General features: G+C 54.1%; 20 protein-coding genes and 1 pseudogene. 13 read left to right on the forward strand and 8 right to left on the reverse strand.

Features of this window, described 5'->3' with window-relative positions:
• The 4 genes and pseudogenes from WFP70_RS10875 to msrP form a co-directional block, all read right to left on the reverse strand.
• Positions 1 to 159: pseudogene (locus WFP70_RS10875) on the reverse strand (acetyl-CoA carboxylase biotin carboxyl carrier protein); the annotation flags it as partial.
• A 21-nt stretch (positions 160 to 180) separates the two neighbouring features.
• A complete protein-coding gene (gene aroQ / locus WFP70_RS10880) occupies positions 181 to 633 on the reverse strand; it encodes a type II 3-dehydroquinate dehydratase (protein ID WP_337023450.1) in 453 nt (150 codons plus the stop codon).
• Positions 634 to 865: 232 nt separating this feature from the next.
• Positions 866 to 1,468, reverse strand: a complete 603-nt coding sequence (gene msrQ, locus WFP70_RS10885; protein ID WP_034831066.1) for a protein-methionine-sulfoxide reductase heme-binding subunit MsrQ — start codon at positions 1,466 to 1,468, stop codon at positions 866 to 868.
• Positions 1,469 to 2,473, reverse strand: coding sequence for a protein-methionine-sulfoxide reductase catalytic subunit MsrP (msrP, locus tag WFP70_RS10890; protein WP_034831065.1), 1,005 nt, complete (start codon positions 2,471 to 2,473; stop codon positions 1,469 to 1,471). It lies immediately after the preceding gene.
• A 327-nt stretch (positions 2,474 to 2,800) separates the two neighbouring features.
• On the opposite strand from msrP, the gene csrD reads away from it, so the two are divergent.
• The 8 genes from csrD (at position 2,801) to tldD (ending at position 15,203) form a co-directional block, all read left to right on the forward strand.
• Positions 2,801 to 4,747, forward strand: coding sequence for an RNase E specificity factor CsrD (csrD, locus tag WFP70_RS10895; protein WP_160834438.1), 1,947 nt, complete (start codon positions 2,801 to 2,803; stop codon positions 4,745 to 4,747).
• A 310-nt stretch (positions 4,748 to 5,057) separates the two neighbouring features.
• Positions 5,058 to 6,101: a rod shape-determining protein MreB gene (gene mreB / locus WFP70_RS10900; RefSeq protein WP_007891976.1), complete on the forward strand. Its 1,044-nt coding sequence runs from the start codon at positions 5,058 to 5,060 to the stop codon at positions 6,099 to 6,101.
• Positions 6,102 to 6,246: 145 nt separating this feature from the next.
• Complete coding sequence (gene mreC / locus WFP70_RS10905) at positions 6,247 to 7,281, forward strand: rod shape-determining protein MreC (RefSeq protein WP_034830877.1); 1,035 nt, start codon at positions 6,247 to 6,249, stop codon at positions 7,279 to 7,281.
• On the forward strand, positions 7,278 to 7,766 hold the full coding sequence (mreD, locus tag WFP70_RS10910) for a rod shape-determining protein MreD (RefSeq protein WP_034830875.1): 489 nt from the start codon (positions 7,278 to 7,280) through the stop codon (positions 7,764 to 7,766). The genes mreC and mreD overlap by 4 nt, the downstream gene beginning before the upstream one ends.
• Positions 7,767 to 7,774: 8 nt before the next feature.
• The gene (locus tag WFP70_RS10915) at positions 7,775 to 8,368 is read left to right on the forward strand and encodes a Maf family protein (protein ID WP_034830874.1); all 594 of its coding nucleotides are present in this window, start codon (positions 7,775 to 7,777) and stop codon (positions 8,366 to 8,368) included.
• Positions 8,358 to 9,827 (forward strand): ribonuclease G, encoded by a 1,470-nt coding sequence (gene rng / locus WFP70_RS10920; protein WP_038644369.1) that lies wholly within the window; start codon positions 8,358 to 8,360, stop codon positions 9,825 to 9,827. Before WFP70_RS10915 ends, rng begins: the two co-directional genes overlap by 11 nt.
• A gap of 47 nt (positions 9,828 to 9,874) precedes the next feature.
• The gene (gene yhdP, locus WFP70_RS10925; protein ID WP_337023449.1) at positions 9,875 to 13,693 is read left to right on the forward strand and encodes an AsmA2 domain-containing protein YhdP; all 3,819 of its coding nucleotides are present in this window, start codon (positions 9,875 to 9,877) and stop codon (positions 13,691 to 13,693) included.
• 64 nt (positions 13,694 to 13,757) lie between these two features.
• Positions 13,758 to 15,203 carry a metalloprotease TldD gene (gene tldD, locus WFP70_RS10930; RefSeq protein WP_038644371.1) on the forward strand — a complete coding sequence of 482 codons (1,446 nt, stop codon included), beginning with the start codon at positions 13,758 to 13,760 and terminating at the stop codon, positions 15,201 to 15,203.
• Positions 15,204 to 15,445: 242 nt separating this feature from the next.
• Here tldD and aaeR read toward each other — a convergent pair whose 3' ends face one another.
• Positions 15,446 to 16,363 (reverse strand): HTH-type transcriptional activator AaeR, encoded by a 918-nt coding sequence (gene aaeR, locus WFP70_RS10935; RefSeq protein WP_038644372.1) that lies wholly within the window; start codon positions 16,361 to 16,363, stop codon positions 15,446 to 15,448.
• A gap of 258 nt (positions 16,364 to 16,621) precedes the next feature.
• Between aaeR and aaeX the strand changes: the two genes are divergently transcribed.
• The 5 genes from aaeX (at position 16,622) to WFP70_RS10960 (ending at position 21,595) form a co-directional block, all read left to right on the forward strand.
• Complete coding sequence (aaeX, locus tag WFP70_RS10940; protein ID WP_021508145.1) at positions 16,622 to 16,825, forward strand: p-hydroxybenzoic acid efflux pump operon protein AaeX; 204 nt, start codon at positions 16,622 to 16,624, stop codon at positions 16,823 to 16,825.
• 9 nt (positions 16,826 to 16,834) lie between these two features.
• Complete coding sequence (gene aaeA, locus WFP70_RS10945) at positions 16,835 to 17,764, forward strand: p-hydroxybenzoic acid efflux pump subunit AaeA (RefSeq protein ID WP_058959562.1); 930 nt, start codon at positions 16,835 to 16,837, stop codon at positions 17,762 to 17,764.
• Positions 17,765 to 17,775: 11 nt separating this feature from the next.
• Positions 17,776 to 19,728 carry a p-hydroxybenzoic acid efflux pump subunit AaeB gene (gene aaeB / locus WFP70_RS10950; protein ID WP_058959561.1) on the forward strand — a complete coding sequence of 651 codons (1,953 nt, stop codon included), beginning with the start codon at positions 17,776 to 17,778 and terminating at the stop codon, positions 19,726 to 19,728.
• A 111-nt stretch (positions 19,729 to 19,839) separates the two neighbouring features.
• Positions 19,840 to 21,294: an NAD-dependent succinate-semialdehyde dehydrogenase gene (locus WFP70_RS10955; RefSeq protein WP_337023448.1), complete on the forward strand. Its 1,455-nt coding sequence runs from the start codon at positions 19,840 to 19,842 to the stop codon at positions 21,292 to 21,294.
• A gap of 31 nt (positions 21,295 to 21,325) precedes the next feature.
• On the forward strand, positions 21,326 to 21,595 hold the full coding sequence (locus WFP70_RS10960; protein WP_034831139.1) for a barstar family protein: 270 nt from the start codon (positions 21,326 to 21,328) through the stop codon (positions 21,593 to 21,595).
• Between the two features lie 59 nt (positions 21,596 to 21,654).
• On the opposite strand, the gene yhcN (WFP70_RS10965) is transcribed toward WFP70_RS10960, so the two are convergent.
• The 3 genes from yhcN (WFP70_RS10965) to yhcN (WFP70_RS10975) all read right to left on the reverse strand — a co-directional run bounded on the left by yhcN (WFP70_RS10965) (position 21,655) and on the right by yhcN (WFP70_RS10975) (position 22,648).
• Positions 21,655 to 21,921, reverse strand: coding sequence for a peroxide/acid stress response protein YhcN (gene yhcN, locus WFP70_RS10965; protein WP_038644381.1), 267 nt, complete (start codon positions 21,919 to 21,921; stop codon positions 21,655 to 21,657).
• Between the two features lie 106 nt (positions 21,922 to 22,027).
• Positions 22,028 to 22,294 (reverse strand): YdgH/BhsA/McbA-like domain containing protein, encoded by a 267-nt coding sequence (locus tag WFP70_RS10970; RefSeq protein ID WP_034831135.1) that lies wholly within the window; start codon positions 22,292 to 22,294, stop codon positions 22,028 to 22,030.
• A gap of 90 nt (positions 22,295 to 22,384) precedes the next feature.
• Positions 22,385 to 22,648, reverse strand: a complete 264-nt coding sequence (yhcN, locus tag WFP70_RS10975) for a peroxide/acid stress response protein YhcN (protein WP_337023447.1) — start codon at positions 22,646 to 22,648, stop codon at positions 22,385 to 22,387.
• Between the last annotated feature and the right edge of the window lie 375 nt (positions 22,649 to 23,023).

A 23,023-nucleotide genomic window follows, 5' to 3' on the forward strand; every position in this document is an offset into this window, starting at 1 on the left:
CATCACTGGCGCAGCATAAGCCTGTTGCATGACCGGATAGCCAGCGTTCGCAGGTGAACGGCTGATACGAACTGACTCTTCGCCTTCAGAGATTTCCAGCTCGGAGATGCCAGACTCTTCAACCAGTTCGATCAGTTTCTTAATTTTACGAATATCCATGAGTGTGGTTCCGTACTCTGTTTAATTGGAATGTGACAGGCGTTTTACTGCCGTTTGTAAAGCCCATGAGTATCCATCAGCGCCCAGTCCACAAATGACGCCAGCAGATACATCAGAAAGATAGGAGTGATGTCGGAACGGCTCACGTGCATGCACGTTCGAGAGATGCACCTCAATAAAAGGGATGCTAACCGCCAACAGGGCATCACGCAGTGCAACGCTGGTATGCGTGAATGCAGCCGGGTTGATGATGATGTAATCCACATTGCCACGGGCCTCGTGAATACGATCAATCAACTGAAACTCTGCATTCGATTGCAAATGACTCAATTTCACATGATGCTGATCGGCCTGCTGGGTCAAATCGCTGACAATTTCTGCCAACGTGATGTGCCCATACTTCTCAGGCTCGCGCGTTCCCAACAAATTCAGGTTGGGGCCGTTTAAAAGCAGTATGTGAAATTCGTGCGCCATCTTGCTGCTATCTCCTGCAATCAGTAAGGCATCGCGTAAAATACCGCGACATCTGTCGTTTGTCACTCCTGAGAGTGAAAAAGACGACTTCGCTTGCAATAAAGCCGGGCATTATATCCGTTTCGTCGCAATTCGCAGCAAAATACTGGTCTTATCTGCGAAGTTGATCGGATGCGGCCCGAAGGCCACACCTTTTATCAGATTTCACAGCAGGAAGACAACCATGCGGGGATTATCGATGCAGAAGTTTACGCAACTTATTGTAACGCCAACCTAACAGCACTAAAGCCACCAGCGCATAAATCCAGGGCTGCGGGGAGAAGACTTTCACCGACCAAAGATAGTGGATAGGTGCGAGGATCGCGACAAGATAGATGCCGTTGTGCAGGGTTTGCCAGCGACGGCCAAGCTTACGTTGGGCACGTTGAAATGAGGTGATGGCGAGGGCAAACAGCACCAGCCAGCAGATCATACCCAGTAACAGATAAGGACGTGAAACGATCTCACTACCCAGCAGTTGCAGGTGGTTATAACCCAGTTCCAGCAGGTAATAGCTGGTCAAATGCAAACATGCCCAGGCAAAACACCACACGCCGAGCAGGCGGCGGGTGCGAATCAGCAGAGGCTGTTTCAGGTAACGCGTGAGTGGGCTCACCAGCAGCGTCGCCAGAAGCAACTTTAACGCCATTCTGCCGGTAAAATGCTGGATATCTTTCGCCGGATCGGCACTTAACCAGCCCTGGCTGGCTGCCATAAACAGATACACAAACGGCAGGAAAGCCGCGAGATGCAGCACCACTTTTAACAGGGTGATATGGCGTAACGTCAGTCGCACTCAGTAATTCTCCCGTAAATCGAGCCCGCGATACAGTGAAGCCACCTCTTTAGCGTAGCCGTTAAACAGCAGGGTTGGCTGGCGTTCGACATTCAGAATGCCGCCGGAACCAATAAAACGCTCGGTGGCCTGCGACCAGCGCGGGTGATTCACATGGGGGTTAACGTTGGCATAAAATCCATATTCGTTATTGGCGATTTGGTTCCATGTGGTAGGAGGCTGGTCGCGCGTCAGGGTGATTTTAACGATGGATTTGATGCCCTTGAAACCGTATTTCCACGGCACCGTCAGGCGAATCGGGGCGCCATTCTGTGGCGGCAGCGCTTTACCGTACACGCCGGTGCTTAATAGTGTGAGAGGGTGCATCGCTTCATCAAGACGCAACCCTTCCACATACGGATAATCCAGCCCACCGCCAATAAAGCGATCTTTCTGACCTGGCATCTGGTCCGGAGCATATAACGTCTGAAAGGCGACAAAGCGGGCATTGCTGGTGGGTTCAGCCAGTTTGAGTAATTTATTCAGCTCAAAGCCCACCCAGGGGATCACCATCGACCACGCTTCAACACAGCGCATGCGATAAATACGCTGCTCCATGGCAAAACGTTTAAAGATGTCGTCCATATCCAGCGTGATCGGTTTCGCCACTTCACCTTCAATGCGCAACTGCCAGGGCTCAGTTTTCAGCGTGCCGGCGTTGGCAGCTGGATCGGCCTTATCCAGACCAAACTCATAAAAGTTGTTATAGCCAGAAACCTTGTCAAACGGTGTCATCGGCAGATCGGCCTGATACTGCGCGGGTTTGGTAAATTGCAGATCGCGACCTGCGGGGGCAGGTGGACGGTCATTGCCTTTAAACCAGCTCAGCACATCTGCCTGCGCCGCGCCGGGTAAACTTGCCGCAGCGGCGCCTAATCCCAGCGCTTTCAACACCTGACGGCGGCGCATATTAAAGATGCTCTCGGGCGTCACGTCGGATTCGGTAAGGTATTGCTTCAGCTTCATGGCATTCTCCGGCGAAAAAGGTGGTGTTGTACTCAGCATGATCAACTCGCGCTGGACACGCCACTTTGCCCGGAAAAATATGAAATTTCCTGGCAAGCGGGCTCTGTTGAGAATAGGACGAAAAAGTCCGTGTGAAACGCAAGCCATCACACTTTGCGGCTATACTCGCGCCGCAGGTCCGATTAGCATGGCGCACCGCCTAATTTGATGCGCGTCTGGCGCTGATTCAGACGATGTTTTGTGCTATTTTGCTCAGGTTTACGCCAATGAGCAGGTTGGCGCCGTCGGATGGCGACCGTTTAGAACCGCAGTGATACAGGCACAGGGATGCGATTAACAACTAAGTTTTCTGCGTTTATTACATTATTAAGCTTACTGGCAATGTTATTGATGCTGGTCGGCTGCGCTTTTAGTTTTATCTGGCTATCGCAACAGCGCGTTGAAACACGCGTCAATACGCTAGCGACCGAAGTCGATAAAGCGCTGACAACGCAATCGCCACAAGAACTGACGCAGTGGTTGACGCGCATCATGCCGGTGATCAATGCGGAACAGATTGAGATGCATAACGGCAATACCGTGGTGTTTCAACTCGCTCGCCATGAAAATCCTATGCTCGAAGATGAGCCGAATCGTTTTATTCAGTTCGATCTTCCGTTAGTGCACTCTCCCGGCCTTGAGCTGCGTGTAGTGGTACTCGATCCTGCGAAAACCTGGTTCCGTTCCTTTACCGGTGCCTATACGCTGATTGTCCTGCTCAGCGTGGTGGCGATTATGTCGGCTTTACTGGTGATGACGCATCGCTGGATCAATCGTCGCTGGCAGCACATGGAGCGTTTAGAAGCTCGCTCCGAGCGTATTCTGGCGGGTGAGCGCGTGCCCTACGTCGGCCATTATGCCGAATGGCCGCCAAAAGCCAGTCGCGCCATTGACACTTTGCTTAACGATCTTCAGGAAGCGGGCGAGCAGCGCTTGCGCATTGATACGCTTATCCGTACGTTTGCCGCACAGGATTCACGCACCGGCCTGAATAACCGCCTGTTCTTCGATAACCAGTTAGCCACGCTGCTGGAAGATCAGGAAGATGTGGGCACGCATGGCGTGGTGATGATGGTGCGCCTGCCCGATCTCGACACGCTGCATGAAACGCTGGGCCAAACGCTGGTGGATGAATACCTGTTTGACCTGATTAATATGCTGTCGACATTTGTTCTGCGATATCCAGGCGCTTTACTGGCACGCTACTTCCGCAGCGATTTTGCCGTGTTATTGCCGCACCGCACGCTCAAAGAGGCCAACAGTATCGCCGATCAGTTGATCAACGCGGTCGACTCATTGCCGCCGATGCGTATGGTCGATCGCGATGATTTAATCCACATTGGCATCAGCGCCTGGCGCAGCGGAGAAACCGTGCCGCAGGTGATGGAAAATGTCGAGATGGCGACCCGTCGTGCCGCCTTGCAGGGCGGTAACAGTTGGTCAGTCGGTGAAGGCAATACCTTAGACATGGGACGTGGTAGTGTGCGCTGGCGAACGCTGCTGGAAAACACGCTTAATCGCGGCGGCCCACGTCTTTACCAAAAACCGGCTGTGTTGCTGGATGGCAAAGTGCACCACCGTGAAATGCTGGCGCGCGTGTTCGATGGCGACAAAGAAGTGGTGTCGGCCGAGTTTATGCCACTGGTGCTGCAACTGGGTTTGACCGACAGTTGGGATCGCCAACTGGTGACGCGAATTGCGGCCCTCTCTGAAGTGTGGCCTGATGAAACGCTGGCTTTACCCGTCAATATTGACTCCTTATTACAGCGTCCATTCCAGCGCTGGCTGCAAAAGCTTTTGCTGCAATGTACAAAATCGCAAAGAAAACGTTTTTTATTTGAACTTGCTGAGGCTGATGTTTGTCAACACATCAATCGCTTAGTGCCGGTTTTCCAAATGTTGACCGCGTTTGGTTGCCGTGTGGCGGTGGATCAGGCGGGCATGACCGTGGTGAGCAGTGCTTATATCAAGCAGTTCCCAATCGAAGTGATCAAACTCGATCCGGGGCTGGTACGTAATATTGAACGTCGTACTGAAAACCAGTTATTTGTGCAAAGTTTACTGGAAGTGTGCAAATCCACCTCGACACAAGTTTTTGCTGCAGGCGTGCGCACGCGCGCGGAGTGGCAAACGCTGGCGAATCTGGGCGTGGCAGGTGGGCAGGGCGACTTCTTTGCCCCATCATTGCCGGTGAACAGTAACGTGAAAAAACATTCACAACGTTATCGAATTTAGGTCTTCAGCCAGTAAAGTGGCGCTGAGGGGCCTTTTTCTGCCCTTTAGTGGATTACGTCCGCGCTTATGATGGCTGGAAATGTTAGATTTTATGTCGAAATTCGCCCGGTGATTGAGGGGGAATTTACGTTTAATAGGGCGGCTTAGCGCTATTTAACGGCGGCCAGGGATAAGCGAATCGGCCCAAAAAATTATTCAGCGTATTTTTTCACCGAAGCAGAACGTTTTTGCGCCTTGTAGCGGCTTCGCGTGGTTGGTAAAGTAGGCGGATTTTATTTTCCGCCCCCAGCTTGCAGGATTATCCCTTAGTATGTTTAAAAAATTTCGTGGCATGTTTTCCAATGACTTGTCCATTGACCTGGGTACCGCGAATACCCTGATTTACGTAAAAGGACAAGGCATCGTGCTGAACGAGCCTTCCGTGGTTGCCATTCGTCAGGATCGTGCCGGTTCGCCAAAGAGCGTTGCGGCCGTAGGTCATGACGCCAAGCAGATGCTGGGTCGTACTCCAGGCAACATCGCGGCCATCCGTCCTATGAAAGATGGCGTGATCGCCGATTTCTTCGTGACTGAAAAAATGCTCCAGCACTTCATTAAGCAAGTGCACAGCAACAGCTTTATGCGTCCAAGCCCACGTGTGCTGGTCTGTGTACCGGTTGGCGCCACTCAGGTTGAGCGCCGTGCTATCCGTGAATCTGCACAAGGTGCAGGCGCGCGCGAAGTGTTTCTGATTGAAGAGCCGATGGCTGCCGCAATTGGTGCAGGCCTGCCGGTATCTGAAGCAACCGGTTCGATGGTGGTGGATATCGGTGGTGGTACCACTGAAGTGGCCGTTATCTCCCTGAACGGCGTGGTCTACTCTTCTTCTGTACGTATCGGTGGTGATCGCTTCGATGAAGCTATCATTAACTATGTGCGCCGCAACTACGGTTCACTGATTGGTGAAGCCACTGCGGAACGTATCAAGCACGGCATTGGTTCTGCCTATCCGGGTGATGAAGTACACGAAATTGAAGTACGTGGTCGTAACCTGGCTGAAGGTGTACCGCGTGGCTTTACCCTGAACTCCAATGAAATCCTCGAAGCGCTGCAAGAGCCGTTGACCGGTATCGTGAGTGCAGTGATGGTCGCGCTGGAACAGTGCCCACCAGAACTGGCTTCTGATATCTCCGAGCGCGGCATGGTGCTGACCGGTGGTGGCGCATTGCTGCGCAATCTGGATCGTCTGCTGATGGAAGAAACCGGTATTCCGGTTGTCGTTGCAGAGGACCCGCTGACCTGCGTCGCGCGCGGCGGTGGTAAAGCGTTGGAAATGATCGACATGCACGGCGGCGATTTGTTCAGCGAGGAGTAAATCCTCATCGGCTGAGACCGTGGTCAAATTGCGCAGGGAGTCGCGCCTATCGACGCTGCGCACGACGGCGAGATGCGTCCAGCCCTGGAGGCGTTAGTCATAAGACTGGCGCTTCTTCCCTGATGTCGAGGAACACGCAGAATTTATGAAGCCGATTTTTAGCAGGGGGCCTTCCCTGCAGTTGCGTCTCTTTCTGGCAGTCATTGTGGCTATCGCGATTATTATCGCAGACAGCCGCGTGAGCTCCTTCTCCCAGATCCGCAACTACCTGGACACGTCGGTAAGTCCATTTTATTTTCTGGCCAATGGGCCGCGACAGCTTCTTGACGGCGTCTCAGAAACGCTGGCTTCACGCCAGCAGCTCGAGCTGGAAAACAAAGCGCTGCGCCGTGAGCTCTTCCTGAAAAACAGTGACCTGCTGATGCTGGGGCAATACAAGCAGGAAAACGCACGTCTGCGTGAGCTGCTCGGCTCGCCGCTGCGTCAGGATGAGCACAAGATGGTGACCCAGGTGATTTCAACCGGCACCGATCCGTATACCGATCAGGTGGTTATCGATAAAGGCAGCGTAAACGGTGTTTACGAAGGCCAGCCGGTGATCAGTGATAAAGGTGTAGTGGGTCAGGTGGTGGCTGTGGGTCAGGTGACCAGCCGTGTACTGCTGATTTGTGATGCTTCGCATGCGTTGCCGATTCAGGTGTTACGTAATGATATTCGCGTGATTGCGGCGGGTAACGGCTGCAGTGAAGATTTGCAGCTGGAACATCTGCCGGGCAACACCGACATTCGTGTCGGCGATGTGCTGGTGACGTCAGGCCTCGGCGGGCGTTTCCCTGAAGGCTACCCGGTTGGCGTGGTCTCTTCCGTGAAAGTCGATACCCAACGTGCCTACACCGTGATTCAGGCGCATCCGACGGCAGGCCTGCAACGTCTGCGTTACCTGCTGCTGTTGTGGGGCGCGGATAAGAATGGCGACATGCCAATGGCACCAGATGAAGTTCACCGCGTGGCGAATGAGCGTCTGATGCAGATGATGCCGCAGGTCTTGCCGCCAGCAGGCGAAATGGGCCCACCGGCACCGGATATGATGCAGCCTACGCAGCAAATGGGGCCGCCGGCACCCGCTAACAGCAGTCGTTCGCAAGGGATCCCAGCGAACACACGCGGAGGCCAGCCTTGAGTCGATATCGCAGCCAGGGCCGATGGGTTATCTGGCTGTCCTTTCTGATTGCCCTCATTCTGCAAATCATGCCCTGGCCGGAACAAATCTACATGTTCCGGCCTTCATGGCTTTTGTTGATCCTGGTTTACTGGGTTCTGGCATTACCGCACCGGGTTAATGTTGGTACAGGCTTCTTTTTAGGGGCCGTGATGGACCTGGTGGCCGGTTCGACGCTGGGGGTGCGCGCGCTGGCGTTCAGCATCATCGCGTATCTGGTGGCCTTCAAATTTCAGCTATTCCGAAATCTGGCGTTGTGGCAGCAGGCATTAATGGTTATGGTGCTGTCGCTCGCGGTGGATGTCATTGTTTTCTGGGCTGAATTCCTGGTCATCAACGTCTCATTCCGCCCGGAAATCTTCTGGAGCAGTGTGGTCGACGGCATTCTATGGCCCTGGCTATTCTTATTAATGAGAAAGATTCGCCGTCAGTTCGCTGTTCAGTAAGGAAGACTATGATAAGCCTGTATCTCGCATCCGGTTCACCGCGTCGACGTGAACTGCTCACGCAATTGGGTCTGCAGTTTGAACGTCTGATTACCGACGTTGAAGAGCAGCGCCAGCCAGAAGAAGCGGCGGAAGTGTATGTTCGCCGTCTGGCTTTGGACAAAGCGCGAGCTGGCGTGGCGGTCGCGCCGCAGGATTTACCGGTGCTGGGTGCAGATACCATCGTGGTACTCAACAATGACGTGCTGGAAAAGCCGCGCGATGCTGCACACGCAGCGCAGATGTTGAGTCAACTCTCCGGGCAAACGCATCAGGTGATGACCGCCGTCGCGCTGGCTGACAGTGCACGCGAGCTGGATTGCCTTGTCACCACTGACGTGACATTCCGCAATATCACGGCAGAAGAAATCTCGCACTATATTGCCAGCGGCGAGCCGATGGACAAAGCCGGCGCGTACGGAATACAGGGTCTGGGCGGCAATTTTGTCCGCAAGATTAATGGAAGCTATCACGCCGTAGTGGGATTACCGCTGGTTGAAACCAATGAGTTGCTGAGCCACTTTCAGTCACTGCGTGCGTTAAGGGGACAAGATGACGGCTGAGCTGCTGGTTAACGTTACACCTTCTGAAACCCGTGTTGCCTATATTGATGGCGGCATTCTGCAGGAAATTCACATTGAGCGCGAAGCACGGCGCGGTATCGTAGGGAATATCTATAAAGGTCGCATTAGCCGCGTGTTGCCCGGCATGCAGGCCGCGTTTGTTGATATTGGCATGGATAAAGCCGCCTTTCTGCATGCTTCTGACATCATGCCGCACACTGAATGCGTGGCGGGTGATGAGAAGAAAAACTTCGTCGTACGCGATATTAGCGAGTTGGTGCGCCCCGGCCAGGATTTAGTGGTGCAGGTGGTGAAAGATCCGCTCGGCACCAAAGGCGCGCGCCTTACCACCGATATTACGCTGCCTTCACGTTATCTGGTGTTTATGCCAGGCGCATCGCATGTGGGTGTTTCCCAGCGTATTGAAAGCGAAGCGGAGCGTGATCGCCTGAAAGCGGTCGTTTCCGCCTACTGCGACGACCTCGGCGGCTTCATTATTCGTACTGCTGCCGAAGGCATCTGTGAGGAAGATCTGGCGCAGGATGCCGCCTTCCTCAAGCGTCTGTGGACCAAAGTCAGCGAGCGCAAAAAACGTAATCAGACGCGCTGTCTGCTGTACGGTGAATTAGCGCTGGCACAGCGCGTGTTGCGCGACTTTGCCGGCGCAGCGCTGGATCGTATTCGCGTTGATTCACGTCTGACCTGCGATCTGCTGGTGGAATTTACCGGCGAATATATCCCGGAAATGGCCAGCAAGCTGGAGCTGTACAGCGGCAAACAGCCAATCTTCGATCTGTTTGATGTTGAGAATGAAATCCAGCGCTCTCTGGAGCGCAAGGTTGAACTCAAGTCGGGCGGCTATCTGATCATCGATCAAACCGAAGCCATGACCACCGTCGATATCAATACCGGTGCATTTGTTGGGCATCGTAATCTCGACGAAACCATCTTCAACACCAACATTGAAGCCACACAGGCGATTGCTCGCCAACTGCGTCTGCGCAATTTGGGCGGCATTATCATCATCGATTTTATCGACATGAGTAATGACGACCATCGTCGCCGCGTACTGCATTCGCTGGAAAGTGCGCTGAGCAAAGATCGAGTGAAAACCGGTATCAACGGCTTCTCGGCGCTCGGTCTGGTGGAAATGACGCGCAAGCGTACGCGTGAAAGTATTGAACATGTGCTCTGTGCCGATTGCCCGGTATGCAAAGGGCGCGGCACGCTGAAAACGGTCGAAACGGTCTGCTACGAAATCATGCGCGAAATCGTGCGTGTACATCATGCTTATGATTCGGATCGCTTCCTCGTTTACGTTTCCCCGGCGGTGGGTGAAGCATTAAAAAGCGAAGAGTCACATGCGCTGGCTGAAGTGGAAATCTTTGTCGGTAAGCAGGTTAAAGTCCATGTTGAGCCGCTCTATACTCAGGAGCAGTTTGACGTCGTCATGATGTAAGTCGTGAGGTTGAACGCCGTTATTCAACGGGTAGCAAGGAGAGGTGTGTGAGGCGGTTGCCGAGGATTTTGTTACTGCTGCTCGCCGCAATCATCGTTATTGTGGCGCTGCTGGTCAGCGGGTTGCGCCTCGTTATGCCGCATCTCAACAGCTATCGCAGCGACATACTGCAGACGATTTCACGCGTCAGCGGAGTGACGGTGGATGCCAGCGAGCTGCAGGGTAAATGGGAGAACTTCGGCCCAACCCTGCAGGTGCGTAATCTCAACGTTGTGATGCCGGAAGATGGCAAACTCACCATTGGCCGCGTAAATCTGGCGCTTAACGTCTGGCAATCGCTGCTGCACTGGCGCTGGCAGTTCCGTGATCTTACCTTCTGGCAACTGCGTCTCGAAACCAATCATCCACTGCTCACCAGCGATCAACAAAAAAACAGCTTTAAGCCGGCGCAAATCAACGATCTGTTTCTGCGCCAGTTTGACCACTTTGATCTGCGTGATAGCAGCATCCGTTTTCTCACGCCCTCTGGCCAGCACGCTGAGCTGGCGATTCCGCGCCTGACCTGGCTCAACGAAAGCACGCGTCACCGTGCGGAAGGGGAAGTCAATCTCTCCAGCTTTACCGGTCAGCATGGTGTAGTGCAGGTGCGACTCGATCTCAACGATACCAACGGATTACTCAACGATGGCCGCATCTGGATGCAAGCGGATGACGTCGATGTGCGTCCGTGGATCGGTCCGTGGCTGCGCGACAACACCAGCCTCGAAAGTGCCCGTTTCAGCCTGGCGGCATGGGTGAATCTGCGTGATGGCGATGTCTACGCCGGTGACCTGTTGCTCAGTAAAGGCGGTGCACGCTGGCGCGGCGAACAGGGCGATCACCAACTGCAGGTTGATGGCTTAACCGCGCATCTGGCGCGTTTCCAAAATGGCTGGAGTTTGTCCGTCCCGCAAACCCGACTCAGCACCGATGGCATCGCCTGGGCACCGGGACACTTCTCATTGCTGTGGAAGCCGGAAGACCAGCAGATGCTGGGCGCCAACAGTGGTGCGGAGGTGCGTGTGCGTGCCACGCAACTGGATCTGGAGCGTCTGGCACCGTTGGTGCCGCTGTTCAAACCCTTATCCCCTGCGTTACTGGATAACTGGCGTGCATTGCAGCCGCGCGGCAACATCGATGCGCTGGCGCTGGATATTCCGCTCAATCAGCCCGAACAAACCCGCCTGCAAGCCAAATGGCGCAACCTGGCGTGGCAGCATTGGGAGCTGTTGCCAGGGATCAGCAATCTAAACGGTACCGCCAGCGGCAGCGTGAGTAACGGTCGGTTGGATGTGGCGATGGGACAAGCGGAAGTGCCTTATGGCGACATGTTCCAGGCGCCACTGCAAATTCAACAGATCACTGGCAAACTGAACTGGCAGCGCGATGCCAGCGGCCTGACGCTGGACGGTCAGAATCTTGATGTTCAGGCACGTTCCCTGTGGGCGCGCGGTGATTTCCGCTATCAGCAGAATATCGGCAAAGCGCCACAGCTGAATATTCTGGCGGGCATTCGCGTCACCGATGCGGGTGATGCCTGGCGCTACTTCCCGGAACCGCTAATGGGCCATGATCTGACCCATTTCCTCAGCGAGTCGATCAAAGGCGGGAAGGTGGACAATGCCACGCTGTTGTTCGCCGGTAATCCCAGCCTGTTCCCGTTTAAGCACAATGACGGCATGTTTGAAGTATGGGTGCCGCTGCGTCAATCCACCTTCCAGTTCCAGCCCGGTTGGCCCGCGCTGGAAAACCTCGATATCGACCTCGATTTTGTTAACGACGGCCTGTGGATGAAAGCCGAGAAAACCAAATTGGGAGAAGTGGATGCGCGTAACGTCAGCGCGGTGATCCCCGACTATCTCAAAGAGAAGTTGATTATTAATGGCGATCTTAGCGGTCAGGGCAAGCAGATTGCCGATTACTTCGAACAGACGCCTCTGAAATCGACGTTGGGCGCGGCACTGCAGCAGTTGCAAATCGGTGGCAATGTGCGCGGTTCATTGAATCTCGATATTCCGCTGGATGGTGAATTGGTACATGCCAGCGGTAATGTGGTGATGAACAATAACAGCCTGCACATTAAGCCGTTAAACACCACGCTGGAAAACCTCACCGGACGTTTCCGTTACAACAACGGCAATCTCGAAAGTGAAGAGATGCAGGCCAACTGGTTTGGTCAGCCCACTGGCGTCAGTTTTACCACTACCGAAAACCCTGACAACTTCGGTGTCAATGTGAAGCTGCTGGGCGACTGGCAGCCGTCGAAACTGAAAGTGTTGCCGACCAGCGTTAGCAGTCAATTGAGCGGCAGTCTGCCGTGGCAGGGCAATGTCGACATCACGCTGCCACACAAAGGGGGCGCGACCTATAAAGTCGATTTGCAGGGCGATGCAAAAACAGTAAGTAGTCACTTACCTTCGCCACTGGATAAGCAGGCGGGCGAAGCGATGCCGATCGCCATTAACGCCACCGGTGACCTGAAAGGATTTACGCTAAGCGGCAGCGTGCGCGAGCATAACCGTTTTAACAGCCGCTGGATTCTCGAACCTCAGCTGCGCGTGGATCGCGGCATCTGGCTCAACGATGCGAAAAGCACGCCGAAGCTGCCAGAAAAACGCGGGATGGAACTCAATTTACCGCCGCTGGATGGTGAAGCCTGGATGGGGCTATTGGCGGGAAGCAGTGGTTCGCGTAATGCTCAGGGCGAAACGGAAGTCGGCGGCGCGCTGTTACCAGGCGATGTAACTCTGCGGACACCGGCACTTATGCTCGGTGGCCAGCAGTGGCATGACGTTAATGCCACCGTCACGCAAGGGCCGACCGGCAACACACAACTCCAGCTGGAAAGCCGCGAAGCGCTAGGCAGTTTGCAAACCGCACAGCATGCGCCATGGCAAATCGACCTTAGCTATCTTTACTACAATCCAGAATGGGCGAACAGCAGCGACAACAACGCCTCGCCGTTGGGTGACAACAGCAGCACAGTAGACTTCAGTAACTGGCCAGCGATGCAGCTAAACTGTGATGAGTGCTGGCTGCGCGGGCAGAAGTTTGGACATATGCAGGCCAGATTACAGCCGCAGGGAGATACGTTAGCACTTACTAACGGTAGCGTGGATTCCGGCAGTGCGAAGCTGAAGATCAACGGAGAATGGGTCAATAAGCCGGGCAATCAGCGTACCTCATTAAAAGGAAGTCTGAGCGGTAAAAACATCAATGATGCCGTTAACTGGTTTGGGATGAATACCCCACTTCGTGACGCCCCGTTTAACGTGGATTATGACCTGCACTGGCGTTCCGCACCGTGGCAGCCTTCAGCGGAAACGTTGAGCGGCACGCTGAAAACCCATTTTGGCAAAGGCCAGATTGCGGATGTGAACACCGGGCGTGCGGGGCAGTTGTTACGCCTGATGAGTTTTGACGCCTTGCTGCGCAAGCTGCGCTTCGATTTCAGTGACACCTTCAGTGAAGGCTTCTATTTCGATTCAATTAACGGCACGGCGTGGATCGAGAACGGTGTGATGCACACGGATAACCTGCTGGTCGATGGCCTTGAAGCGGATATCGCCATGCAGGGGCAGATCGACCTGGCAAAACGCCAGATTGATATGGAAGCGGTCGTTGCCCCTGAGATCTCCGCTTCGGTGGGGGTGGCGACGGCCTTTGTGGTCAACCCGGTGATCGGGGCCGCCGTATTTGCCGCCAGTAAAGTATTGGGCCCGCTGTGGAATAAGATCTCGCTACTGCGTTATCACATTAGCGGACCGTTGGATAAACCGGAAATCAATGAAGTGCTGCGCAAACCGCGCGAAGACGACAAGAAGTGAATTTGACGCCGTCGGGGAATTGCCGCAGGCTATGACTATCCGAGCACATAATGAGTGAGAAACGATGACTCTGAATCTGGTAAGTGAGCAGTTACTAGCTGCGAACAGCATTAATCAGCAGGACCTTTTTTCCCTGTTAGGGCAGCTTTCAGAACGTCGTCTGGATTATGCCGACCTCTACTTCCAGTCCAGTTTCCATGAATCCTGGGTGCTGGAAGACAAAATCATTAAAGATGGTTCTTACCACATCGACCAGGGTGTCGGTGTGCGTGCTATCAGTGGTGAGAAAACCGGTTTCGCTTACGCAGACCAAATCACCCTGAACGCCCTGCGCCAGTCTTCTGAAGCCGCGCGCAGTATTGTGCGTGAGCAGGGCAATGGCAAAGCGCATACACTTTCAGCTGTGATCAACCGTTCGCTATATGCGCCGGTGAATCCGCTGGACAGCCTGACGCGCGAAGACAAAATTGCACTGCTGCATCGTGTTGATACCGTGGCACGTGCGGCCGATCCGCGCGTGCAGGAAGTCAATGCCAGCCTGACTGGCGTGTACGAGCAGGTGCTGGTGGCGGCGACCGATGGTACGCTGGCTGCGGATATCCGCCCACTGGTGCGTCTGTCGATCAGCGTGCAGGTGGAAGATCAGGGTAAACGTGAACGCGGCTCCAGCGGCGGCGGCGCGCGTACCGGTTATGAGTTCTTCTATGCCGATGAAAACGGTGATGTGCGTGCCGATGCATGGGCGCGTGAAGCGGTGCGTCTGGCGCTGGTGAACCTGTCTGCCGTGGCCGCGCCTGCGGGCACCTTGCCGGTGGTATTGGGCGCTGGCTGGCCGGGCGTGCTGCTGCATGAAGCAGTCGGTCATGGTCTGGAAGGCGATTTCAATCGTCGTGAAACTTCGGTCTTCAGCGGAAAAATGGGGCAACTGGTGGCCTCTGAACTCTGCACCGTGGTTGACGATGGCACCATCGAAGGGCTGCGCGGCTCACTGGCAGTGGATGACGAAGGCGTGCCAGGCCAGTATAACGTCCTGATCGAAAACGGCGTGCTCAAAGGCTACATGCAGGACAAGCTTAACGCGCGTCTGATGGGCGTACCGCCAACCGGTAACGGGCGTCGTGAATCCTATGCGCATCTGCCGATGCCGCGTATGACCAACACCTATATGCTGGCAGGTAAATCCACGCCGCAGGACATCATTTCCAGCGTTGAGTACGGGATTTATGCACCAAACTTTGGTGGCGGTCAGGTAGATATCACCTCCGGCAAGTTTGTGTTCTCAACCTCAGAAGCCTATCTGATTGAAAACGGCAAAGTCACCACGCCGGTGAAAGGTGCCACGCTGATTGGTTCGGGTATTGAAGCAATGCAGCAGATCTCAATGGTTGGTAACGATCTGGCGCTGGATAAAGGCGTTGGCGTGTGCGGTAAAGAGGGGCAGAGTGTGCCGGTCGGCGTCGGCCAGCCAACCCTGAAGCTGGATAAAATCACCGTCGGCGGAACTGCATAATCATTGCTGGTGCGCATCAATGCGCACCTTCCGAATGACAGTAAAGTCTGATGTCCCCATGACGCACCATTTCGAATGGCCGTGGAGTCTGATGATTCCACGGCGGCCTCTACGAATGACCGTAAGTCGATGTTCGCATGGCGGACTCTACAGATTATCGAACCGTCTGAGTTTCCCTATGGCGCACCTTACAAATAGTCGTTTCGCGCATCGTAGGGACACCCTGTATGGCGCCCAGACCGTTAACTCTTACGATGCTGCTGATACTGTTGCGCCACCTGCTTAAAGTACTCGGTCAGATAATCGATACATACCTGCACCTTCAACGGCATCTTGTCTTTCTCGGTATAGAGCGCATACACCGGACGCGGTTCTGAGTGATATTGCGGGAACAGAATATCGATCTCCCCGGCGTTAATCTCATCAATCACCCACATCAGGGGGACATAGGCGATGCCGCAACCGGCTTTCAGCCAGCGAATCAGCGTCTGTGAATCATTAGTCACGAAGCGCCCTTGTGGCGTCAGCCGCGTCACCAACCCTTCCGGCGCGACCAGTTCAAAGGTGTTATCCGGGCGTACGCTGTACTCCAGCCATGAAAAATTATCGATTTCACCCGGTTTGTCTGGCGTACCATGCTGTGCCAGATAACTTTTTGCGGCACAGACCACCATCGGCATCGCGCCCAGTCGGCGTGAGAACAGGTTTGAATCTTGCAACGCGCCTACGCGGACTACGAGATCCAAGCCGTTAGCGATCAAATCTGGCGCGGGAATGCCGGTAACCAGATTGACGCTCAGGCCAGGATATTCGCGCAGCATATCGCTGGTCATTGCAGACAACACGTTTTGCGCCATGGTGGAAGAGCAGCCGATACGCAGAATACCGATCGGCGTATTATTAAAGGCATAAAGCTGTTCGTGCACCTGAGACGCTTCAGCCAGCATGCGGCGGCAGCCCTGATAGTAGATCTTACCTGCTTCGGTCAGACCAATACTGCGGGTGCTGCGATTTAACAATTTGACCTGCAACTCATCTTCCAGTTTGGCGACAATTTGGCTGATTGACGAAACGCTAAGATGAAGCTGACGTGCCGCGGCGGTAAAAGAACCTAATTCAACCACTTTGGCGAAAATGGACATGCCTTTAAGTCGTTCCATTGTTTACTCTGGCTAAAAAGTGATTTAGCTCACAATATGTAGAAAACGTATAGTTATGCGCGTTACTATACGCACGCTGGGTCTGTTCACCGCACCTTAACACGGCTGTGTTTACACGATGATACGCTATCATTAGCTCAACGCGGCCTGAATGTTGCCATCAGTCTCCCAATCATCCCCTGATTCTCAACCCGACGTGCCATGCGGCATGAGGGCAGGTATCGGTGCAATCCGGCAAGGTCGAACTAAGGAACCGTAATGAGTGTGCTTCCGGTATTTGTCGTATTCGGGCTGAGTTTTCCGCCCATCTTCATTGAACTACTGGTTTCTCTGGCGCTGTTCTGGCTGGTGAAACGCGTGCTGACGCCCAGCGGAATTTATGACCTGGTGTGGCATCCGGCACTTTTTAACACAGCGTTGTATTGCTGCGTGTTTTACCTTGTATCCCGTCTATTCGTCTGAGGTTTTTAAGTGAAAGCGCTCATAAGAAAAATCGCGCGTTACGCGATTACTATCCTGCTGGTTATCATCGCAATCGTGATCATCTTCCGCGCCTGGGTGTTCTACACCGAATCGCCCTGGACGCGTGACGCCAAATTCTCCGCTGATGTGGTGGCGATCTCGCCGGACGTGACCGGCCTTATCACTGACGTGCCGGTGCACGACAACCAGCTGGTGAAACAGGGGGATACGCTGTTTGTCGTGGATCGCCCGCGCTACCAGAAAGCGCTGGATGAAGCCCAGGCGGATGTCGAATATTATCAGGCATTAGTCAATGAAAAGCGTCGTGAAGCGGCGCGCCGTAATCAACTCGGCACCAGTGCCATGTCGCGTGAAGCCATCGACCAGGCTAATAACGATCTGCAAACCAGCGAACATCAGCTGGCAAAATCGGTGGCAACGCGCGATCTGGCGGTGATCGACCTGGATCGCACCACCATCAAAGCGCCTTCAGATGGCTGGGTCACTAACCTGAACGTTTATCAGGGCGAGTTCATCACCCGTGGTTCCGTTGCCGTGGCATTGGTACAGCAGCACTCATTCTATGTGCTGGCTTATATGGAAGAGACCAAGCTGGATGGCGTGCGTCCGGGCTTCCGCGCTGAAATCACCCCGCTGGGCAGTAATACCGTTTTGCGCGGCACGGTGGACAGCATCGCGGCGGGCGTGACCAACAGCAGCAGCAGCGTGGACAGCAAAGGTATGGCGACCATCGATTCCAACCTCGAATGGGTACGACTGGCACAGCGCGTACCGGTGCGTATTCGTCTTGACGATCAACCGGGCAACCGCTTCCCGGCGGGCACTACCGCCACGGTGGTGATCACTGGTGATAAAGATCGCCAGACCAAAGTCTCGCCGTTGACGCAGTTCTTTAACCGCCTGCGCGAGTTTGGTTAAGCGAGGGCGTTATGATTGAGTTTTTGCGTTTCCCGGTGAAGCTGACATTTGCGCTGGTTGCGGCGCTGATGATTGGCTTTCACTTTAATCTGGAAACGCCGCGTTGGGCGGTGATGACCGCCGGCATTGTTGCCGGCGGTACCGCCTTTGCTGCGGGGGGCGATCCCTATTCTGGCGCACTGCGCTATCGCGGCATTCTGCGCATCATTGGTACATTTATTGGCTGTATTGCCGCCCTCACTATCATGATCGCCACGGTGCGTGCACCGGTGGTGATGCTGCTGCTGTGCTGTTTATGGGCGGGGATGTGCGTCTGGCTCTCTTCGCTGATTAAGGTCGAGAACTCTTACGCATTGGGACTGGCGGGTTACACTGCACTGATTATCGTGATTACTGCCGATGCCAGTGGCGGTTTAACGCTGGCACCGCAGTTTGCCGTTGAACGTTGCAGTGAAATCGTCATTGGGATTCTGTGTGCGATTCTTGCGGATATGCTGTTTTCGCCGCGCTCGATCAAAAAAGTGATTGATGCTGAAGTCGATTCGCTGCTGGTGGCGCATTACAAACTGCTGCAACTGTGTGTCGCCCACGCGGATAAAGATGAGGTGGATCGCACCTGGAGCGCGCTGGTACGTCGCACCACGGCACTCAACGGCATGCGCAGCCAATTGCTGATGGAATCTTCGCGCTGGAAAAATACCAGCCGCCGGTTACAGATGCTGAATACGCTGTCGCTGACGTTAATTACGCAAGCCGCTGAAACCTTCCTGATTCAAAACGCTCGTCCGGATTATATTCCGACGCAGTATCGCCTGCTGATTGAGAAAGACGTCCATAACGTCGATGACGTGCATAAGCGTATGAAGGTGATGCGTCGTTTGATCAGCGTCAGCAACAAAAATGTGCCGATGACGGTGGCAAGTTGGGTCGGCGCAGCAACAGAGTATTTGCTGCTGATTAATGGTGTGCGCAGCAACAGCCGTATCACTACGCTGGAAGAGAGCATCCTGCAGCGCGAAGTGGTGATTCAGGCACGTTCGGCGGAAACCCATCATGCGATGATCAACGGCGTGCGTACCTTTGTGGCGACCGCGCTCGGCTCCCTGTTTTGGCTCTATACCGGCTGGACTTCGGGCAGTGGCTGTATGGTGATGCTGGCCGTCATCACCGCGCTGGCGATGCGTATGCCGAATCCGTTGATGATGGCGAAAGACTTCTTCTACGGTATGGCCTTCGCCGTACCACTCGGCATGCTCTACTTCATCTATATCCTGCCAGCTACCCAGCAAAGCGCGTTGTTGTTGTGTATCGCGATTGGCGCACTCGGGTTTATCGGCGGTATCTTCGTGCAACGACGCCAGATTGGTACGTTAGGTGCGTTGATTGGCACCATCAACGTGCTGGTGCTGGATAATCCGATGAAGTTTGAGTTCAACGTCTTCCTCGATAATGCGTTGGGCCAGTGGATCGGCAGCTTTGTGGCGATGATGGTGATTCTGCTGATTCGCGATAAATCCAAAGCACGTACCGGCCGTAAATTGTTGAATCGCTTTATGTATGCGGCTGTGGCGGCCTTGACCACCAATCAGGCGCGCCGTCGCGAGAATCATCTGCCCGCGCTCTATCAGCAGCTGTTCCTGCTGCTCAATCTGTTCCCCGGCGATATCGACAAATACCGCATCGCGCTGACGCTGATTATCGGTCATCAGCGACTGCGTAATGCTGAAGTCCCGGTTAACGCGGAGCTTTCGGCTTATCACCGTCAGTTGCGATACACCGCCGATCGCGTGATTTCAGCCACTAGCGATGACAAGCGGCGCTACTACTTTGAGCGTTTGTTGAAGGAACTGGAGATTTATCAGGAAAAGCTCCATCACTATTCGGCACCGGAGAGCGTTACCGAACCGGTGAAACGGCTCTCGTTGATGCTGGATAAATACCAAAACACCCTCATCCAAATCTGAAATCGGCCGCTGCACGTTGCAGCGGCCTTTTTGATCCCACGCTGACACAAAACCCGATGATATTGGCATCTATACTTTCCTGACAGGATGCAAACTAGCAGGAGAAGAATAATGTCCACCTCTCTACAACAACACGCGCTGTTCAAAACCGGCTATTTCGCTGCGGGCCAGTGGCACAACGCCAGTGCCACCTTTGACGTCACTAATCCGGCAACCGGCGAAGTGCTGGCAAAAGTCGCACGCGCGGGTAAGGCGGAAACCGAGCAGGCCATCGCTGCCGCTCAGCAGGCTTTTCCGGCATGGCGTGATAGGACCGCGAAACAGCGCGCGGAGATTCTTAATCGCTGGTATCAACTGATCATTGAGAACAAAAGTTGGCTCGGGCAACTGATGACGGCCGAGCAGGGCAAACCCCTGAAAGAAGCCGAAGGCGAAGTCGAGTACGCCGCCAGCTTTATTCAATGGTTTGCCGAGCAAGCTAAACGTGCCAACGGCGAAATCATCCCGCCAGCGAAACCCGGATCACGCATTTTGGCAACACGTGAACCGATTGGTGTGGTGGCGGCTATCACGCCGTGGAATTTCCCGATGGCGATGCTGACACGCAAGCTTGGCCCGGCGCTGGCAGCAGGCTGCACCGGCATCATCAAACCGGCGAACAACACCCCGCTGTGTGCCTTTGCGTTAGTCGCGCTGGCGCAGGAAGCGGGCGTACCCGACGGCGTATTGAATGCGGTGGCGGGCGATACCCATGCCATCAGCGACGCCATTATGGCCAGCCAGGCGGTGCGTAAAATCTCGTTTACCGGGTCGACCGCCGTGGGCAAAACGCTGATGCGCAACGCCGCGGACACCATGAAGAAAGTCTCGATGGAGCTGGGTGGCAATGCGCCTTATATCGTGTTTGAGGATGCGGATATTGAGGCGGCGGTACAGGGCGCAATAGCCAACAAATTCCGCAATGCGGGCCAGGTCTGTGTCAGCGTGAATCGTTTCTATGTACACAACGCGGTCTACGATCGTTTCGTCAATCAACTGGCCGTTGCCGTGGGCAAGCTGAAAGTGGGTAATGGCGTAGAGGAAGGCGTGATAGTCGGCCCGCTGATCGAGCAGTCGGCGCTGGAAAAAGTAGAAGAGCACGTTAAGGATGCGCTGAGCAAAGGCGGTAAGTTGCTGATTGGCGGCGAGCGTCATCCGCTGGGAGGCAACTTCTGGCAGCCGACGGTGATTGCCGAGGCGCATGAGGGGATGAAGCTGGCCCAGGAAGAGACCTTTGGTCCGGTCGCCGCCTGCTTCCGCTTTGATGATGAAGCCGATGTCATTCAGCGCGCCAATAACACGGAATACGGATTAGCCGCCTATTTCTATACGCAAAATCTGCAACGGGTGTTCCGCGTCTCGGCGGCGCTGGAGGCCGGGATGATTGGCATTAATGAGTGCGCCGTCTCCACTGAACTGGCACCGTTTGGCGGTGTAAAAGAGTCCGGTTTGGGACGTGAAGGATCGGTGCTGGGAATGGAAGATTACCTGGAAGTGAAAGCGCTGCATATTGGTGGGCTTGCCTGACGGGCGGCCCTGCCTGCAAGAGGGAATCACGATGAGAACCGAGCGTTTTGATTTTGACGAAATCGTCGATCAAGCCCATTTCTATCGCCAGTTCAGCGATCGTTTTGCGCTGGCGGATCTCGCCATCAGCGATCTTGACGATCTCTGGGATGCGATCCTGGGAGAGCAGTTGCCGCTTCCGCTGGAAATTGAGTTTGTGAATCTGGGGACAGGGCAGAAACGCCGGTATGGCGCATTAATCCTGCTGTTTGATGAAGCAGAAGAGGAGCTGGAAGGCCAGCTCCGCTTTAATGTGAAGTGACAAGCCGAAAAAGGGCCCCGGCGAGCGGGGCCAAAGGGTTCGTCAGAATTGACGAGGAATTATTTATACAGCTCGGCGGTCACGTGATAGCTATCGCCGGTTTTCGCTTCAATCACTTTATAAGCACTGGCACCTTGTGCATCGGCTTTCTGAGAAAGCTCAGAACGGTAATCCATTGGCGAACCGCCGGTACCGCTGATGGTGATAGTGCTGCCGGTAGGTTGCAGATTTTGCGCCTGCTCATCCGTTACCAGTTGGGCTGCTGATGCACCAAAGGCAAACAAGGAAAGAAGGCTGGCGGCTGCGATGGTTGCTTTGATTTTCATGATTTTTTCTCCTCGTTGTAATCAACAACCTGCGGCAAAAGGTGGGTGAGGCGGGTCGTCGATCAATTGTCTGGCGCCGTTCAGGCGCCCGACGTTCGATGTAGTCTTATTTGTACAGTTCTGCAGTCACGTGGAAGGTGTCGCCACGATTATTCTCAATGATGCGGTAATGGCTGGCACCCTGAGCATCGGCTTTCTGCGACAGTTCCTGACGGACGTTGGTCTGATCACCGTCAACACCGCTTACGCTGATGGTTTGATTCAACGGTTGCAGTTGCTCGGCTTGTTCGTTAGAAACCAGGCTGGCAGCACTGGCACCGAAAGACAACACGGAAGCCAGACCTACGATGGCGATAGCTAATTTGGTTTTCATGATTCACTCTCCTGAAATGGGGTTTGGCAACCTGAGAGGCAAATGCGTCTCAAACGGGTCGCCGTTCACACTGCGTCTTGTTCAGTCAACTTATTTATAAAGCTCAGCGGTGGCGTGATAGCTGTCGCCGGTATTCGCTTCGATCACACGGTAGGCTTTAGCACCTTCCTGATCGGCTTTCGCATTCAGCTGCTCATGGATATCCATCGGAGAACCGCCCACGCCGCTCACACTGATGGTGCCGGCAGGTTGCAGATTCGCTGCTTGTTGGGCATTGATAGAATCTGCTGCAAAAGCACCAAATGACAGGACAGATAGAACACTCAGGGTTGCGATAGTAGTTTTAACGTTCATGGTATTTTTCCTCGTCTTCTGTTTTTATCTTTTTCTTTCGTGTGATTTGCATCACGAAAACAAGTATAGATCTAATCACCCATGAAATTAATATCTGGCTAATAATGTTTGGTTGTTATTCTTTATCCTTATGGCACCTTTTTAGAACTGGAAGTTATTAAAACCGGTTAATTCTTAACCATTGGCTGTTATTTATTCGTAAAAACAATGATCTGCATCAAATTATCTTTTCGTGCGAAAGATCATGGTCGATCCCGCTGGCTGATACGCCATAAGAAGCTATAACCACTGAGCACAATATGTGAAGCAGTGTAAAATAGCGCGAATGGTTAAGAAGGGGAAAAGGTCGTACCAATATTTCGTCGGATGCAGAAC

The sequence above is a fragment of the Pantoea sp. USMM079 genome, assembly GCF_037153115.1.
Taxonomy (GTDB): domain Bacteria; phylum Pseudomonadota; class Gammaproteobacteria; order Enterobacterales; family Enterobacteriaceae; genus Pantoea; species Pantoea communis.

Excerpts from the sequence above, each read along its gene's own strand:
- msrP (WP_034831065.1), bottom strand. The coding sequence starts at position 2,473 with ATGAAGCTGAAGCAATACCTTACCGAATCCGACGTGACGCCCGAGAGC.
- WFP70_RS10915 (WP_034830874.1), top strand. The coding sequence starts at position 7,775 with ATGATAAGCCTGTATCTCGCATCCGGTTCACCGCGTCGACGTGAACTG.
- mreC (WP_034830877.1), top strand. The coding sequence starts at position 6,247 with ATGAAGCCGATTTTTAGCAGGGGGCCTTCCCTGCAGTTGCGTCTCTTT.
- mreB (WP_007891976.1), top strand. The coding sequence starts at position 5,058 with ATGTTTAAAAAATTTCGTGGCATGTTTTCCAATGACTTGTCCATTGAC.
- WFP70_RS10955 (WP_337023448.1), top strand. The coding sequence starts at position 19,840 with ATGTCCACCTCTCTACAACAACACGCGCTGTTCAAAACCGGCTATTTC.
- aaeR (WP_038644372.1), bottom strand. The coding sequence starts at position 16,363 with ATGGAACGACTTAAAGGCATGTCCATTTTCGCCAAAGTGGTTGAATTA.
- yhcN (WP_038644381.1), bottom strand. The coding sequence starts at position 21,921 with ATGAAAATCAAAGCAACCATCGCAGCCGCCAGCCTTCTTTCCTTGTTT.
- yhcN (WP_337023447.1), bottom strand. The coding sequence starts at position 22,648 with ATGAACGTTAAAACTACTATCGCAACCCTGAGTGTTCTATCTGTCCTG.
- WFP70_RS10960 (WP_034831139.1), top strand. The coding sequence starts at position 21,326 with ATGAGAACCGAGCGTTTTGATTTTGACGAAATCGTCGATCAAGCCCAT.
- rng (WP_038644369.1), top strand. The coding sequence starts at position 8,358 with ATGACGGCTGAGCTGCTGGTTAACGTTACACCTTCTGAAACCCGTGTT.
- aaeB (WP_058959561.1), top strand. The coding sequence starts at position 17,776 with ATGATTGAGTTTTTGCGTTTCCCGGTGAAGCTGACATTTGCGCTGGTT.
- WFP70_RS10970 (WP_034831135.1), bottom strand. The coding sequence starts at position 22,294 with ATGAAAACCAAATTAGCTATCGCCATCGTAGGTCTGGCTTCCGTGTTG.
- aaeX (WP_021508145.1), top strand. The coding sequence starts at position 16,622 with ATGAGTGTGCTTCCGGTATTTGTCGTATTCGGGCTGAGTTTTCCGCCC.
- tldD (WP_038644371.1), top strand. The coding sequence starts at position 13,758 with ATGACTCTGAATCTGGTAAGTGAGCAGTTACTAGCTGCGAACAGCATT.
- csrD (WP_160834438.1), top strand. The coding sequence starts at position 2,801 with ATGCGATTAACAACTAAGTTTTCTGCGTTTATTACATTATTAAGCTTA.
- aroQ (WP_337023450.1), bottom strand. The coding sequence starts at position 633 with ATGGCGCACGAATTTCACATACTGCTTTTAAACGGCCCCAACCTGAAT.